Annotated in this window: 16 protein-coding genes; 14 read left to right on the forward strand and 2 right to left on the reverse strand. The window is 51.2% G+C overall.

Features of this window, described 5'->3' with window-relative positions:
• Positions 1-87 precede the first annotated feature (87 nt).
• The 9 genes from ACTZWV_RS14565 to tyrA all read left to right on the forward strand — a co-directional run bounded on the left by ACTZWV_RS14565 (position 88) and on the right by tyrA (position 7401).
• Positions 88-1662, forward strand: a complete 1575-nt coding sequence (locus ACTZWV_RS14565) for a hypothetical protein (RefSeq protein WP_444787249.1) — start codon at positions 88-90, stop codon at positions 1660-1662.
• Positions 1663-1764: 102 nt separating this feature from the next.
• Entirely contained in the window at positions 1765-2163 is a 399-nt protein-coding gene (locus ACTZWV_RS14570) for an ACT domain-containing protein (protein WP_444787250.1), read from the forward strand.
• Positions 2164-2322: 159 nt separating this feature from the next.
• Positions 2323-2574 (forward strand): 30S ribosomal protein S16, encoded by a 252-nt coding sequence (gene rpsP / locus ACTZWV_RS14575; protein WP_166835971.1) that lies wholly within the window; start codon positions 2323-2325, stop codon positions 2572-2574.
• Positions 2575-2604: 30 nt separating this feature from the next.
• Positions 2605-3132, forward strand: a complete 528-nt coding sequence (gene rimM / locus ACTZWV_RS14580; RefSeq protein WP_444787251.1) for a ribosome maturation factor RimM — start codon at positions 2605-2607, stop codon at positions 3130-3132.
• The gene (trmD, locus tag ACTZWV_RS14585) at positions 3132-3920 is read left to right on the forward strand and encodes a tRNA (guanosine(37)-N1)-methyltransferase TrmD (RefSeq protein WP_444787252.1); all 789 of its coding nucleotides are present in this window, start codon (positions 3132-3134) and stop codon (positions 3918-3920) included. The genes rimM and trmD overlap by 1 nt, the downstream gene beginning before the upstream one ends.
• Before the next feature lie 22 nt (positions 3921-3942).
• Positions 3943-4302, forward strand: coding sequence for a 50S ribosomal protein L19 (rplS, locus tag ACTZWV_RS14590; RefSeq protein WP_068234280.1), 360 nt, complete (start codon positions 3943-3945; stop codon positions 4300-4302).
• A 58-nt stretch (positions 4303-4360) separates the two neighbouring features.
• Positions 4361-4975, forward strand: coding sequence for a DNA-J related domain-containing protein (locus ACTZWV_RS14595; RefSeq protein WP_444787253.1), 615 nt, complete (start codon positions 4361-4363; stop codon positions 4973-4975).
• A 233-nt stretch (positions 4976-5208) separates the two neighbouring features.
• On the forward strand, positions 5209-6267 hold the full coding sequence (locus tag ACTZWV_RS14600) for a 3-deoxy-7-phosphoheptulonate synthase (RefSeq protein WP_444787254.1): 1059 nt from the start codon (positions 5209-5211) through the stop codon (positions 6265-6267).
• A complete protein-coding gene (tyrA, locus tag ACTZWV_RS14605) occupies positions 6268-7401 on the forward strand; it encodes a bifunctional chorismate mutase/prephenate dehydrogenase (protein ID WP_444787255.1) in 1134 nt (377 codons plus the stop codon).
• Here tyrA and ACTZWV_RS14610 read toward each other — a convergent pair.
• Positions 7398-8297, reverse strand: a complete 900-nt coding sequence (locus tag ACTZWV_RS14610) for an LOG family protein (RefSeq protein WP_444787256.1) — start codon at positions 8295-8297, stop codon at positions 7398-7400. The two genes, tyrA and ACTZWV_RS14610, sit on opposite strands and share 4 nt — an antisense overlap.
• 133 nt (positions 8298-8430) lie before the next feature.
• On the opposite strand from ACTZWV_RS14610, the gene ACTZWV_RS14615 reads away from it, so the two are divergent.
• The 4 genes from ACTZWV_RS14615 (at position 8431) to gloA2 (ending at position 12960) form a co-directional block, all read left to right on the forward strand.
• Positions 8431-10026 (forward strand): Na/Pi cotransporter family protein, encoded by a 1596-nt coding sequence (locus ACTZWV_RS14615; RefSeq protein WP_444787257.1) that lies wholly within the window; start codon positions 8431-8433, stop codon positions 10024-10026.
• Entirely contained in the window at positions 10016-11422 is a 1407-nt protein-coding gene (locus tag ACTZWV_RS14620; protein ID WP_444787258.1) for an MBL fold metallo-hydrolase RNA specificity domain-containing protein, read from the forward strand. Before ACTZWV_RS14615 ends, ACTZWV_RS14620 begins: the two co-directional genes overlap by 11 nt.
• 102 nt (positions 11423-11524) lie before the next feature.
• Positions 11525-12505: a tetratricopeptide repeat protein gene (locus tag ACTZWV_RS14625; RefSeq protein ID WP_444787259.1), complete on the forward strand. Its 981-nt coding sequence runs from the start codon at positions 11525-11527 to the stop codon at positions 12503-12505.
• 35 nt (positions 12506-12540) lie between these two features.
• Positions 12541-12960: an SMU1112c/YaeR family gloxylase I-like metalloprotein gene (gene gloA2 / locus ACTZWV_RS14630; RefSeq protein ID WP_444787260.1), complete on the forward strand. Its 420-nt coding sequence runs from the start codon at positions 12541-12543 to the stop codon at positions 12958-12960.
• Positions 12961-13075: 115 nt separating this feature from the next.
• On the opposite strand, the gene ACTZWV_RS14635 is transcribed toward gloA2, so the two are convergent.
• Positions 13076-13435, reverse strand: coding sequence for a hypothetical protein (locus ACTZWV_RS14635; RefSeq protein WP_444787261.1), 360 nt, complete (start codon positions 13433-13435; stop codon positions 13076-13078).
• A 104-nt stretch (positions 13436-13539) separates the two neighbouring features.
• Here ACTZWV_RS14635 and ACTZWV_RS14640 point away from each other — a divergent pair, with 104 nt between their 5' ends.
• Positions 13540-14424, forward strand: coding sequence for a LysR family transcriptional regulator (locus tag ACTZWV_RS14640; RefSeq protein WP_444787262.1), 885 nt, complete (start codon positions 13540-13542; stop codon positions 14422-14424).
• Positions 14425-14467 lie beyond the last annotated feature (43 nt).

The following is a 14467-nucleotide window of genomic DNA, read 5'->3' on the forward strand; positions in this document are numbered from 1 at the left end:
GGCACTTTGTTAGCAGTTTGTTTTTTGTTGTTTGCGTAAACTTGTTGTCGAGTTGTTCACCAGAGCAAATGCAACAAGGAGGCAAGCATGAAACTACTCACTTTAGCCGCGGCCGCAGCCGCTATAACCCTTGCACAGCCGGTTAATGCTGTACTGTACGATCTGCCGTTCAAAGGACAGAACTTCAGCGACAATGAAAAAATTTACACCCGCGATCATGCGGTAACCACATCGCAGCAGTATGGTTATGATTTCAGCGGTCGCCGGTATGATTTTGATAATTCACGCTGGACCTCGGTCAATACCAGCCTGGCTGACTATGATGCCGCACCAACCAATAATAAACATACCATTTATAACAAGTCGGTTTATGCCATGCGTGCCGGCAAAGTTGTCGGCTGTTGGCGTAATGCGCCGGAAAATCCGCGGCCAAAGCTGGCAGGTGATTCAGACACCACCAAGCCATGGCTGCATACTAAATTTAAAGATGGCTATATTCCCGGCGGTGGCAATATGCTGTGGGTAGAGCACGCCGATGGCAGCCGTATGTTGTATGCGCATATGATACCCGGCAGCATTGGCCAAAATTTATGCCCGCACAATGCACAGTATTTCCCGGAGCCCAAAGGCCGTACACCGGAATTTGATTATGTCGGTGTGGCACCAGCGCAGCAGGCGGTGATCAGCAAAGGTCAATATTTGGGCCGTGTTGGTAACAGCGGCAGTTCAACCGGACCACATTTACATGTGCATTTGCAAAACAGTAGCGGCGTTGGCCAGCCGATCAGTTTTAGCCGCGGTATTGCTACGGTGCCGGATAACACTAAACCTTACGGCAGCCCCTGGGTAAGATTTGCCGGCAGCAGCATTCCGGCAGGGCCGCAACTAATTTGGGCGCCGCGCAGCGTAAGCAGCAACTATGCCCGCCATGCGGTAAAAGCAGAAGCCTATCAAAGTTTGTTTCAACATCTGGCAGACTCCGGTTTTAAAATCAGCTGGCTGGACGGTTACAACGTTAACGGTGGCGTGTTTTATAATATGGTGTGGCAACCGTCTGACATTGGCTGGCGCTCATATCATGGCCGCAGTTCTGCGTCGTATCAGCAGGTGTTTAATCAGGCGATAGCAGATGGTTATGTGCCGGTGCATGTGGATAGCCATATCACCGGCAGTGGACCGCGCTACAGCGTTATTTTTGAGAAAAAAGCCTTAGCAACGCTGGCGCGGCATAATTTAAGCTACGCCCAACATATCCAGGTGATGGAGCAGGCTAAAGATCTGGGTATGCGGCCGGTGAGTGTATCTGTGGTATCCAGTGGTGGCGAGCGGCGTTATACCACGCTGTATCATAAGCAGCCGGTGGGTAACTGGACCATGAGTTCACAGCTGACTGCAGCAGCATACCAAAATAAGGTAACAAGTGAGAAGGCGGCTGGCCGGCGGCCAATCTATCTAAGTTCTTACGTACACCAGGGCAATGTGAATTACAGTGCGGTATTTGCGCAGTTCCCGCTAAAAACCTGGGAGGCACGCCATGGCCAAACTTCAGCGCAGTATCAGAACAACTTTAATATGTTGGGAGCCCAGGGCTACAGCGTAGATGTGGTAGCAGGCACAGATGGCTTAAATGTGCACCGCTTCGGCGCTATCTGGACTAAGTAATAGCCGGTAGCAACAATATCGGCTGGCAGTAACCCGTTTGTTATCAGCGCAGGCTACGGCCTGCGCTTTGTTATGTAAAACCATTCAGTTAAGGAGCAACAGATGATGCCGCAAAGTACGCAGCAGGTTATTATGGACAGCGATTTTTTTCTGGAAGCAGATTCCTTCTGTGTAGTGTCGGCGCGCCGCGTTGGTACGCCGGGATTGCACCGGTTGCTATGCCATGACGACAAAGAAGTTACCGTAATAACCACCGAAGCCGCCCTGGCCGATATTGATATTATTGCGCGTAATAAAGAGCAGTGGCGGTTGTTTGTGATTAACTGTGCTAACCCGTTTTACTGTGTTGGCTTTTTAAGCGCTATTGCCGCGGCAATGACACAGGCCGGATTGGATATACTGCTAACGTCCACCTTTAGCCGTGATCTGGTATTTGTACCGCAAGCTGATGTCGACAGCGCCGCTAAGGTGTTAGTGCAACTGGGCTTTAAGCCGCGTTAACGGTGCGAAAGCCGCTAGCGGCACAGTACCGCACTGAGCAGCCAAGCCGCGAAATACCTTGCAATTGCGCGTCAAATCAGTAAAATGCTGCAGCCCTTCGGTCCAACCGGGGGCTTTGTTATTTTTGATAAAACCTGAACGATAAAATTAGAGGGCCTTATGGTAACTATTCGTTTACAACGTGGTGGCGCGAAAAAGCGTCCATTTTACCAAGTTGTGGTAGCGGACAGCCGTTTTGCTCGTGATGGCCGTTTTATTGAGCGCGTGGGTTTCTTTAACCCAATCGCCGGCGGTACTGAAGAGAAACTGCGTCTGGACCTGGACCGCGTTAATCACTGGGTAGCACAAGGTGCTTCACTGAGTGATCGCGTGGCAACTTTGGTAAAAAACGCTAAGAAAGCAGCTGCTTAATTAGCTTAAAGGTCGTGTGGAGTAGTCAGCTTGAGTGAGAAAGATTTAGTCGTTCTTGGCAAATTTGGTGCAGTTTACGGCATCAATGGCTGGCTGAAAGTTAACGCTTACACCGACTTCCCGGAAGGGATTTTTGATTACACACCCTGGCAAATAAAATTTCAGGGTAACTGGCAACCAGTGCAGGTTTCCAGCTGGAAGCGCCATAGTAATGGCCTGATAGCGAAACTGGACGGCGTCAATGATCGTGATCTGGCACAGCAGTATGTAAATGCTGAAATTGCCGTAGCAAGCCAGGCACTGCCTTCATTAGAAGACGGTGACTATTACTGGAAAGACCTGATGGGCTTAGCAGTAATAAACGAGGCGGGCTACCACTTAGGTGAAGTGACCGACATGATGGAAACCGGCTCTAACGACGTTTTAGTGGTTAAAGCCAACCGTACCGATGCATTTGGTCAGAAAGAAAGGTTGTTGCCGTTTTTAACCGATACAGTGATTAAAAGCGTCGATTTAGCCGAGCGTCGCATTATCGTAGACTGGGATCCCGCGTTTTAATGCCGGATGACACTAAACTGTGGCTAGGGGTTGTATCCTTATTCCCGGAGATGTTTCAGGCAATAACGCAATATGGGGTAACCGGCCGTGCTGTAAAGCAAGGCATTATACAACTGCAATGCTGGAACCCGCGTGATTTCACAACGGACAAGCATCGTACTGTAGATGACCGGCCTTATGGTGGTGGCCCCGGTATGCTGATGATGGTGCAGCCGCTGCGTGACGCTATACGCGCCGCCAAGCAAGCTGCAGGTGAAGGTGTACACACGGTGTATTTGTCGCCGCAGGGCCGCAAATTAGACCAACAAGGTGTCACTGAACTGGCGACGTATTCTAAGCTACTGTTAGTAGCTGGCCGGTATGAAGGCATTGATGAGCGCGTAATAGAAAGCGAAATTGACGCAGAATGGTCAATTGGTGATTACGTGTTAAGTGGCGGTGAATTGCCGGCGATGACATTGATAGATGCAGTGTCGCGCTTAGTACCTGGTGTACTTGGGCATGAACAGTCAGCAGAGCAGGATTCTTTTGCATCCGGTTTGCTGGATTGTCCACACTACACAAGGCCTGAAGTGTTATCAGACAAACAGGTACCAGCAGTTTTACTGAGTGGTAACCATGAAAATATACGACGCTGGCGTTTAAAGCAGTCTCTTGGGAGAACCTGGCTTAGACGACCGGATATGTTAAATCTCCTGGCTCTGACTGAGGAGCAACGACGGTTACTGGCTGAGTTCCAACGTGAACATCAGCAAGAGTGCCGGACGGGGCAGCAAGAAGACAGTTAATTCCAGGTAAAGTGAGATTGTTATGAGCAAAGTTAGCCAAAACATCATCAAAATGCTTGAAGACGAGCAGTTAAAGAAAGACGTTCCAGCGTTCGCGCCGGGCGACACTGTCGTAGTTCAGGTAAAAGTAACTGAAGGCGATAAAACGCGTCTGCAGGCTTTTGAAGGCGTAGTTATCGCCAAACGTAACCGTGGTCTGCACTCTGCATTCACTGTACGTAAAATCTCTAATGGCGAAGGTGTTGAGCGTGTATTCCAGACGCACAGCCCAATGGTAGACAGCATCACCGTGAAACGTCGTGGTGCCGTACGCCGTGCTAAGCTTTACTACTTACGCGATCGTTCAGGTAAATCAGCGCGTATCCGCGAAAAGCTTAACTAAGCTACCCTTAAAAGGCCGACACTTGTCGGCCTTTTTTCTTTTTGGCATAGTGCACCCTATGACCGATACTCAAGCCCCCCTTAGCACTGCCATTCTTAACTTGTTGCAAGGCCAGCTGGAAAGCCTGATCCTGGCGTTTACGCCACAGCACAGCCCGATAGAAGAGCAGTATTTGTTATCGCGGCTGGGGTTAAAGCTACACAGCGATACGCTGCAAAGCGCCGATCTTGCCCGCTTTCAACAACACTTTGTGCTGTACCACTTGTTATACCGCATTCAGCAGCACTGGTTGACACAGCGCCACGGCTATTTAGCCATTGGCCTGGCCAAATTACAGCTATTACCCTTAACGCAAGCCTTGCCGCCAGACTCCGATGCCGGCCGGCAAGGCTATTATCTTGACTGGCAGAACTTTTATGCCATGACAGAGCAATTACTTGACCAGCATCTGGATGCTTTCTGGCAACAACTACAACGGCCAACCGTGCAGGTAAATACTATGGCGCATAACCAGGCGCTGGCCTTGCTCGACCTACCTGCTACGTTTACGCCGCAACAGCTGAAAAAAGCTTATCGCACTAAGGCATTGCAGCTACACCCGGATCGCGGCGGCGAGCAGCAGCAATTTATTTTACTGCAACAGGCTTATCAGCAACTGCAGCAACCCGGCTGATAGTTTTTCTGTACACTTAACTATACGAATTTTATGTGGTGCAATTATTTGCTGCTATCTTGATTTTATTGGTCTGTAATGGGTTGACGTGCTGCTTTCTGATCTTTACTATTCGCAAATCGTATTTAAATAATTACGTGTTGTATAGTAAAGTTTACGTAAGGGCGCGCCTTAGCAACTTCAGCGTTTTTACCTATGCTTACGGCTTATAACACCGCACCCGGAGTTTTAGCATGAGTAAAATAGTAGACGATCTGCGCATAGTGGCAGAAAAGCCGTTAAGCCCGCCGGCAGTATTAAAAAAAGTACTGCCGTTGTCGGAGCAGGGCGCACAGTTTGTGCAACAGGCGCGTAATACCATTGCCGACATCGTGCATGGCCGTGATAAACGCCTGTTAGTGGTTACTGGTCCTTGTTCTATTCACGACCCGCTGGCAGCGCTTGAATACGCGCAAAAGTTAAAGCAACTGCAATTGCAATATGCCGACAGCTTATACATAGTGATGCGGGTGTATTTTGAAAAGCCGCGCACCACGGTGGGCTGGAAAGGCTTTATTAACGATCCGCATCTGGACGACTCGTTTGACCTGGAAACCGGTTTAACCTGGGGCCGTGAGCTGTTGCTGAAGATGGTCGACATGCAATTGCCTACGGCTACCGAAGCGTTGGATCCTATCAGCCCGCAGTATTTATCGGATCTTATCAGCTGGTCAGCCATTGGCGCCCGCACGGTAGAGTCGCAAACCCACCGCGAGATGGCCAGTGGCTTGTCGATGCCGGTTGGTTTTAAAAACGGCACCGACGGCAATTTAAATATCGCCCTGAACGCGCTGCAATCTGCTGCCAGTGGCCACAGCTTTATTGGTATTAATCAGCGCGGTGAAGTCAGCTTAGTGCAAACTGCCGGCAACCCCGATGGCCATATTATTTTGCGCGGCGGCGCTAAGCCTAACTATGATGAACACAGTATCGGCGAAGCTTTGGCTAAGCTGGACAAATTAAAGTTACCGCGCGGTATTGTAGTCGACTGCAGCCATGGTAACTCCAATAAAGATCATAACCGCCAGGGCGAAGTGGCGCACAATGTAGTGGCGCAACGTATGGCCGGTAACGAGGCCATTATCGGTATTATGCTGGAAAGCCACCTGTTTGCCGGGCGCCAGGATTTAATTGACGGCAAAGCTGAAAAGTACGGTGTGTCGGTAACCGATGCCTGCATCGACTGGGATACCACAGCACAGCTGCTGGCCAGCCTGCACCAGCAAATGCAACCGGCAGTGGTGGCAGCTTAGATGGCAGACTCGCAAGCGACGCAGGCGCTGGCGCCGCTGCGCCGGCAAATAGACAGTATCGACAGTCAACTGGTGGCGCTGTTGGCACAGCGCGCTAAAGTTACCGCTCAGGTGGGTAAAATAAAGCAGCAGTTTGCCTTACCGGTATATGTACCCGAGCGTGAACAAGCGCTGCTGGCCGCTAGGCGTGAGCAAGCCCGGGCTCTGGGCGTATCAGTAGACTTAACTGAAGATGTGCTGCGGCGTATTATGCGCGAGTCATACCAAACTCAGGAGAGTGGCTTTGTTTGTTGCCGCGGGGGCGGCGGCAAGGTGGTTATTGTCGGTGGCGCCGGCGCGCTTGGCGCCCGCTTTGTTAGTCTTTTTCAGCGTTCCGGCTACGAGGTGGTGGTGCTGGAGCAACACGACTGGCCGCAGGCAGAGGCGATCTGTGCCAATGCCATACTGGTGTTGCTGGCGGTGCCTATTACGCTGACCGTACAGCTGATTAATAAATTACCGGTGTTGGCGGCCAACTGTGTACTGGCAGACATTACCAGTATTAAGCAACAGCCGCTTGATGCCATGCTGCAACAACATAAGGGCCCGGTTGTCGGGCTGCACCCGATGTTTGGCCCGGATATTACCAACCTGGTAAAACAGGTAGTGGTGGTGTGCCATGGCCGTGATGAAAGCCAGTACCAGTGGCTGCTAAAACAGCTTAATGTCTGGGGCGCCGAGTTGGCGGTAAAACAGGCGGCAGAGCACGACAGTGCTATGCAGCTGATTCAGGCCATGCGGCACTTTTCCTCCTTGGTGTACGGTGTGCATTTAGCCGATGAAAACGCCGATCTTAATGAGCTGTTGCAGCTAAGCTCACCGATCTACCGGCTGGAGCTGGCAATGGTAGGGCGCTTATTTGCGCAAAACGCTGAGCTGTATGCCGATATTATGTTGTCATCCGGCGAGGTCGCTGCTTTGCTCGAGCGCTATCAGCAGCGCTTCACTGCCTTGCTGCAACTGCTGAAAGATCAAGACAAAGCCGGCTTAATGGCGCAGTTTGGCAAAGGCCAGCAGTTTTTTGGTGACTTGGCCGGGCAATTTTTGCAAGAGAGCAAACAGCTGCTGCAAAAAGCTGCAGACAGCCGCAGTTAACCCAACTGCGGCGTTTTATCAGGTAACTGGTAATAATCCATTATCAGCTGCCAGGCTTGCTCCGCTGTATCGGCGTACTGGATCAGCTCCAGATCAGAGGCGCTGATCACACCCTCTTCTACCAGCATGTCAAAGTTAATCAGCTTTTGCCAAAAGGCTTTGTCGTACAAAATTACCGGCACCCGCGCGGCCTTTTTGGTTTGAATCAGGGTTAAGGTTTCAAACAGCTCATCTAAAGTACCAAAGCCACCGGGAAAGGCCACCAAGGCGCGGGCGCGCTGTAAAAAGTGCATTTTACGAATAGCAAAGTAGTGAAACTGAAAACAAAACTGCGGTGTAATGTAAGGGTTGGGCTGCTGCTCACGTGGCAGCACAATATTTAAGCCTATGCTTTCACCGCCGGCATCCATAGCGCCGCGGTTGGCCGCTTCCATCACGCCTGGCCCGCCGCCGCTGATAATGGTCATGGCGCAGTCGGGATTGCAACAGCTGTAGCGGGTAGCCAGCGCCGAAAACTGCTGTGACGCTGTGTAGTATTTGCTGTTGTCTAACTGTTTTTTAGCCCGCAGTAGTGCCTGTTGGTTTTGTGCTGTATCGGCTTCGGTCAGTTGCTTTTCTGCCAGTGCTACTGCGGTTTTCGCCTGCTCCGGTGATAAAAACCGTGCGCTGCCAAAGACTACAATAGTAGCGCTGATATTGTGCTGCTCCAGCACCAGTTGCGGTTTTAAATACTCCAGTTGCAGCCGCACATGGCGCAGCTCGTCCTGCATTAAAAACTCATTGTCGGCAAACGCCAGCCGGTAAGAGCTGTGGTCCTGTAATTTCGCTATGGCATCCAATGATTGTTGTGCCGACGCCAAATGGCGTTCGTGTAACTGATGCGGATCAGGTGTCATTTTTGTTATCTCCGTGCAATTTCATTGTTGCCATACTAGGGTAAGGCAACAAACTAAGCTATTGTTTGATTGAGAATAATATAGCCAATGTTTTTTCTGGTTAGGCTTGTCAGCTGTAGTCTGAGGATGCGGAATGTGGACTGATATGTTAATGGCTTTTGGTGCCCTGGGCTTAATTTTGCTTGGCATGGACTGGATGAGTCAAGGTTTGAAAGTGGCCGCAGGGCCGGGCTTGATGCAGTTTCTGCAGCGCTGGACGCATAAGCCCTGGCAGGGAGTGATGTTTGGTACCGTGGCTACCGTGGCAGTGCAGTCTTCCAGCGCGATAACGGTAACTACCATTGGCTTTGTTAATGCCGGTATCTTGTCGTTGCAAAATGCCGCCTTTGTTATTTACGGCAGTAATGTTGGTACCTCCCTTACCGGTTGGTTTATTGCCCTGGTAGGGCTGCAATTTAAAATTGATGCGCTGGCGCTGCCGGTTATCGGCGTAGGCGCCATGTTAAAGCTGTTTAGCCGCGATGGCCGCAATAAAGGCCTTGGCGAAGGCTTGCTTGGTTTTGGCTTGCTATTTCTCGGCTTGGCGTTTTTAAAGCAAAGTTTTGATACCGCCTTTGTCGACATTGAATTTACCGGCCTGGCACAGCTGGGCATTTGGGGTATTTTGCTGGGGGTGCTGCTGGGTACTTTATTGAGTACCTTGATGCAGGCCTCCATTGCGGTAATAGCCCTGGTGATCACAGCGGTGTCGGCCGGCGTTATTCCGCTGTCATTAGCGGCGGCTTTTGTAATTGGTGCTAACCTTGGCACTACATCTACCGCGCTGATGTCTACCCTGGCGGCTACCGCTAAAGCCAAACGGCTGGCTTGGCTGCATGTTATTTTTAATGTGTTAACCGGTGTGGTGGCTTTATTACTGTTATCGCCGCTGCTGTGGGGCATTGAGCTGGTGCAGCAGTGGTTGTTTACCAGCCCGCAGCCGGCAGTAAGTTTGGCGTTGTTTCATACCTTGTTTAATGTGTTGGGAGTGTTACTGATGTGGCCGGTAACCGGCCGTTTGGTGCTGTGGCTGAATAAAAAGTTCCGCCGGCAAGACAGTGCCGGCTTACGTAGTCTGGATGCGTCCAGCCTGGCTATCCCGGCGTTAGCCATTAACGCCCTTAGCACTGAGCTGTTGCGGGTTGGCCAGCTTATTGCCGCCCAGGCAGTGCGGTTAGCGCAGGCTCAGCCTACCGAGGCGGACAGCCTTGATGATATCCGCAGTTTACAAACGGAGATCAGCAGCTACATGCACCGGTTGGGTAAGGAGCAATTGCCGGCAACGGAAGCCATGCTGTTAAATGAGCTGGTAAAAAGCCAGTTGCAGTTGGAAATGACGTTGCAGTTATTGCCGGCACTGACACAGCACCTGGCCGCCGATGTCGAAGTGTTTAGCCCGGAGGCGGAGCTGTGGCAACAGCTAAGCCGGGCTATCTGGCCGGATGATGCCGCGCAGATCCGTAGCTGTTACCGTGAACTGTTGCGCCAGCGTGAGCAGAATAAAAAGCAATTGTATGCCTTGGTATTACAAGAGCGGGTGAGTAAAGATGCCGGTGGCGAGCAATTACTGCGCCTGGCGGAAACCAAACGTTTTACCCGGCAATTGACCAGGGCCTTGCTGGCGCTTGGCGCCTTGCAAAGCCGTTTTGAACCTTTAACAGACGCTCAGGAGGCAACTGATGCCGCTTAATGCCAGTTTAACTTTTGTCGGTGCAGCTCAGCAGGTTACCGGCTCGTGCTATTTAATTAAATTCCAAAATAAGCAGATTTTACTCGACTGCGGTATGGTGCAGGGCGCCGATCAAATACGTGAATGGCATAAGTTTCATTTTGCCTTCCGCCCCAAAGATATCGATTTAGTCATTTTATCCCATGCCCATATCGACCATAGCGGCTTGCTGCCGCTGTTAGTGGCGCGTGGTTTTGACGGCAAAATACTTTGTACCCCCGGCACTGCTGAGCTGCTACCGGTACTACTGAAAGACTCGGTGCATTTGTATTTAAAAGACCTGGAGTGGCAAAACAAAAAAGCCGCCCGTGCCGGTAAAAAGCTGCAAGACCCGGTGTTATCCGTCGCCGATGCCGAACGGGTAGTGCAGTTGTGTGACACCCTGGCCTACAAAAAGCGCCTAACGCCGCTGCCCGGGCTGGAGCTGGAATTTGCCGATGCCGGCCATATTCTGGGTTCAGCCATAGTGCAGTTGTGGCTTAAGGCTGACAAAGCCATGCGCAAGCTGGTGTTTTCCGGTGATTTAGGTAACCCGGCTACCGTGCTGATGCACGACCCGACCGACATTGGCCAGGCCGACATCGTGCTGATGGAAAGCACCTACGGTAACCGTAACCACCAAAACATCGACAATTCGCTGGACGAGTTGGCACAAGCTCTGGAGCAAGCCAATAAAGACGGCGGTAATGTGTTTATACCGGCCTTTGCGCTTGGCCGCTCACAAGAAATTCTGTATTACCTGGCGCTGTTACATCATCAGGGCCGGTTAAAGCAGCGTATGGTATTTCTTGATAGCCCCATGGCTATCAGCATTACCAATATCTACAACGATTATCTGCACAACCTGGACCAAAAAGACTTAGCGGCTATTGGTTTTAAAAAAGGCATGCAACTGCAGGATTTACTGCCGATGCTGCGGTTAACTGAAAGCGTGGAAGAGTCGATGGCGATAAATCGCGTTAGCGGCGGCGCTATTATTATTGCCGGCAGCGGCATGTGTAACGGCGGCCGTATAGTGCATCATATGAAACACAACTTATGGAAAAGCTCGAATCATCTGATTTTTGTCGGCTTTCAGGCCTATGGCACCCTGGGCCGGCGCTTGGTAGACGGCGAGCGGCGGGTAAAACTGTTTGGCCAGGAAATAATGGTAAAAGCCAAAGTGCACACCATCGGCGGTTTTTCCGCCCATGCCGGCCAAAGCGAACTGCTGGACTGGGCGCAGGCCATCGGCGGCCAGCCGCAGTTTTATTTAGTACATGGCGAACCAGAGGCGCAAGCCGTGCTGCAGCAGGAATTGGCACAGCTTGGCATAGCGGCAAAAATTCCGGCCAAAGGCGATGTTATTGAGCTGTAGGTGAGGGTAATACTTTGTTACTTTTGGCCTATGGTAAAGCACCTGTGCTGTGCCTTATAGTGCCTGCAACTTAGTTGTCGCAGCACGATACGGAGCAGCACCATGCGTAGCATCCTCTTTTTTTCCGGCCTGATCCTCAGCAGCAGTGTGCTGGCCAATACTACAGAGCAGCAAGCATTAGCCGAACAGGTTAAAGCTCTGTGGCAAGCCGGTGATGTGTCGGCAGCTCAGGCCTTGTTAAGCCCTATGGTAACTAACAAAACCAAAGATGCACAGCTGCTGGCCTTGTTGGGGCAAACCGAGGCACTGTTAAATAACGCAGACAAAGCAGAAGACTTGTTGGAAAAAGCGGTAAAGATTGACAGCAACAACGCAGACTACCAGCACTGGTATGCCACGGTAAGCTGCAATCTGGCGGCTTCTGCCAGTATGTTCAGTGCGCTGGGGTATGCCAAGCGTTGCAAAAAAGCCTACGAAGCCGCGCTTGAATTAGCACCGGAAAATCCGCGCAGTTATATAGCGCTCGGCAGCTTTCTGGCTCAGGCACCTGGCGTTGCCGGCGGCGATAAAGATAAAGCGTTGCAACTGGCTGAGCAGTTAAAGCAGATTGATCTCTTACAAGGCATTTTGTTGCAGTTAAATGCATCTGATTTGCAGGATGACGCTGTTTTTAATGCACTTTTAGCCAAAGATGAACTGCTAACGCAGCGGCCGGAAACCTACTTACAGCGCGGTGTGGCCTTTTCCCGCGCTGATCAGCATGCCAAAGCGATGGCACTGTTTGAACAGGCACTGACCATGCCGGCAAGTGATGACGAAGCCGCCGAAGCTAAAGCGCAGGCACTGTACCAAATTGGCCGCTCGGCAGTAAAAGGTGAACTGGCTGTGGATAAAGGCATTGCGGCTTTGCAGCAGTTTATTGAGCAGCAGCCGGCAGCCGATAATATTGATTGGGCCAAATTGCGTTTAGGCCAGTTGTATCTGTTGCAGCAGCAACAAGCTAAAGCAGAAGCAATTTTAAAACCGCTGCTGGCATCGACACAGGATAAAGAGTTAAAGGATGAGCTGCAAAAGCTGCTCTGATACACTTAGGGCCTTAGTAGCTTAAGGCCTTTTTTATGACCCGCCCTGAACCTCTTTCTATAACGCGCCCTTTGCTTGGTGCCATTCATCATGTGGCGATAATTTGCAGTGATTACGTCCGCTCAAAGCAGTTTTACACACAATTGTTAGGCTTAAGCGTTATTGCCGAAAACTACCGCCGCGAGCGTGACTCCTGGAAGCTCGATCTTGCCCTGCCAAGCGGTAATCAAATCGAGCTGTTCAGCTTTCCTAATCCACCGCCAAGGCCAAGCCAACCCGAAGCGCAAGGCCTGCGTCATCTGGCGTTTGTGGTAGACAACGTTGCAGAATTTGCCGATTACTTAACCGCGCAGGGCGTAGCGGTAGAACCAATCCGCATCGACGAATTCACCGGCAAAGCCTTTACCTTCTTTCAAGACCCCGACGGCCTGCCGCTGGAGTTGTATCAGCGCTGATGCGCTAGGGGGGCGTTAGGTGATCGGGTTACCCATGATCAATAGACACCTTCTATCGTTAGTTATCGCATCCGCCCTGGTTGCAACAGACCGGCGGCAAATCTTAATGGTGTTGCTATTGCCGCGTAGCCGGTGCGGGTTGTGAGTATATCTGCCAGTGGTGGCCATCCGCATCAATCAACTGCACAGGTAGCTGGTGTTTGTCAGCCGGCCGTGGCGCCATAAACTGACGATAAAAAATGTGCGGTTGGTTGATCATTTTATCTACCAGGCTTGCAGTGAGTAACACTTGGCGCTCTGCAGCGGGAGTGCTGGTTAGCTCGCCCGGCAGGTTTAATGCTAACCGCAGCTGTTGCTCTGTAAGGTTTAATATGGCCCCGCGCGGTGACTGCGACAGAATAACGGCATTCAGCTGTTGCTGATAAAACTGAATCGCTGGTGCCAGGTTACGGGTTGTCAGATAAATCGTTTTCATAATGCCGCTCCATAAGTTGATAGCGGCAGTTTACTGTTTCCTGGTTGTTCGATTAATGGCCTCTGGTTATAATCAAAGTTTCCAAAAGGAAACAATGGTGGCGAATGAAACCGGAACGGCTTGGCGACATGCTGATTTTTGCAAAGGTAGTGGAACAAGGTAGCTTTACCCTGGCGGCAGACTTGCTGGAGTTATCAAAAAGTGCCGTTAGTAAAGCGGTGAGCCGTTTGGAGAATTACCTTGGCCTGCGCTTGTTGCAGCGAACTACCCGCAGCATGGTTGTTACGCTGGAAGGGCAGGCTTATTACGAATATTGCCAACAAATTGTTACCCAAGCGGCCGCTGCTGAGGCGCATCTGGGTAGTTTGCGTGATAGCCCGCGCGGCGTGGTGCGTATTACCGCTGCAGTAACCTTTGGCTCGGTGCTGGTGGCGCCCTTGCTTGCCAGCTTGCTAAAACAGTACCGGGAACTTGAAATAGAACTGATTCTGGATGATGAGCCATTAGATCTTATTGCGGAGAATGTTGATATTGCAGTGCGCTGCGGCCCGTTACCAAGCTCCGGCCTTATCGCCCGTAAGGTGAGTGATTTGCCGTACAGTGTCGTGTGCTCTGCGGCCTATTTAGCCGGACGGGAGCTGCCATTGCATCCTTCTCAACTGGCATTGCATCAGTGCCTTTGGCGTGGCGCCCATGCAGAAAAAGCACGCTGGCATTTTATTGAGCAAGGCAAAGCAATAGTGGTACCGGTAAGCGGCAGGTTAAGAATTAACAGCTCGCAGGCGCTGATCCATGCCATGAAACAAGATTTAGGCATTGCATTGTTACCCCGCTACCAGGTCGCAGCAGAGTTGGAAGCGGGTAACCTGGTGGAGCTATTGCAAGACTTTATGCCCCCCGCAGCACCCGTGTACCTGGTGTATGCTCACCGGCAGCATATGAGTGCAGCTGTTAAAACCTGTATCCGGTTTTTGCAGGAGCAGTTGTAGTGCTAATGGTTGTATCGCTAATAGTTACACTAAAGTTTACGCA

Origin of the sequence: Rheinheimera sp. NSM, assembly GCF_052380015.1 — a bacterium.
Classification (GTDB): Bacteria; Pseudomonadota; Gammaproteobacteria; order Enterobacterales; family Alteromonadaceae; genus Alishewanella.

Excerpts from the sequence above, each read along its gene's own strand:
- ACTZWV_RS14565 (WP_444787249.1), top strand. The coding sequence starts at position 88 with ATGAAACTACTCACTTTAGCCGCGGCCGCAGCCGCTATAACCCTTGCA.
- ACTZWV_RS14600 (WP_444787254.1), top strand. The coding sequence starts at position 5,209 with ATGAGTAAAATAGTAGACGATCTGCGCATAGTGGCAGAAAAGCCGTTA.
- ACTZWV_RS14615 (WP_444787257.1), top strand. The coding sequence starts at position 8,431 with ATGTGGACTGATATGTTAATGGCTTTTGGTGCCCTGGGCTTAATTTTG.
- ACTZWV_RS14620 (WP_444787258.1), top strand. The coding sequence starts at position 10,016 with ATGCCGCTTAATGCCAGTTTAACTTTTGTCGGTGCAGCTCAGCAGGTT.
- rplS (WP_068234280.1), top strand. The coding sequence starts at position 3,943 with ATGAGCAAAGTTAGCCAAAACATCATCAAAATGCTTGAAGACGAGCAG.
- ACTZWV_RS14635 (WP_444787261.1), bottom strand. The coding sequence starts at position 13,435 with ATGAAAACGATTTATCTGACAACCCGTAACCTGGCACCAGCGATTCAG.
- trmD (WP_444787252.1), top strand. The coding sequence starts at position 3,132 with ATGCCGGATGACACTAAACTGTGGCTAGGGGTTGTATCCTTATTCCCG.
- ACTZWV_RS14625 (WP_444787259.1), top strand. The coding sequence starts at position 11,525 with ATGCGTAGCATCCTCTTTTTTTCCGGCCTGATCCTCAGCAGCAGTGTG.
- ACTZWV_RS14595 (WP_444787253.1), top strand. The coding sequence starts at position 4,361 with ATGACCGATACTCAAGCCCCCCTTAGCACTGCCATTCTTAACTTGTTG.
- ACTZWV_RS14610 (WP_444787256.1), bottom strand. The coding sequence starts at position 8,297 with ATGACACCTGATCCGCATCAGTTACACGAACGCCATTTGGCGTCGGCA.
- gloA2 (WP_444787260.1), top strand. The coding sequence starts at position 12,541 with ATGACCCGCCCTGAACCTCTTTCTATAACGCGCCCTTTGCTTGGTGCC.
- tyrA (WP_444787255.1), top strand. The coding sequence starts at position 6,268 with ATGGCAGACTCGCAAGCGACGCAGGCGCTGGCGCCGCTGCGCCGGCAA.
- ACTZWV_RS14640 (WP_444787262.1), top strand. The coding sequence starts at position 13,540 with ATGAAACCGGAACGGCTTGGCGACATGCTGATTTTTGCAAAGGTAGTG.
- rpsP (WP_166835971.1), top strand. The coding sequence starts at position 2,323 with ATGGTAACTATTCGTTTACAACGTGGTGGCGCGAAAAAGCGTCCATTT.
- ACTZWV_RS14570 (WP_444787250.1), top strand. The coding sequence starts at position 1,765 with ATGATGCCGCAAAGTACGCAGCAGGTTATTATGGACAGCGATTTTTTT.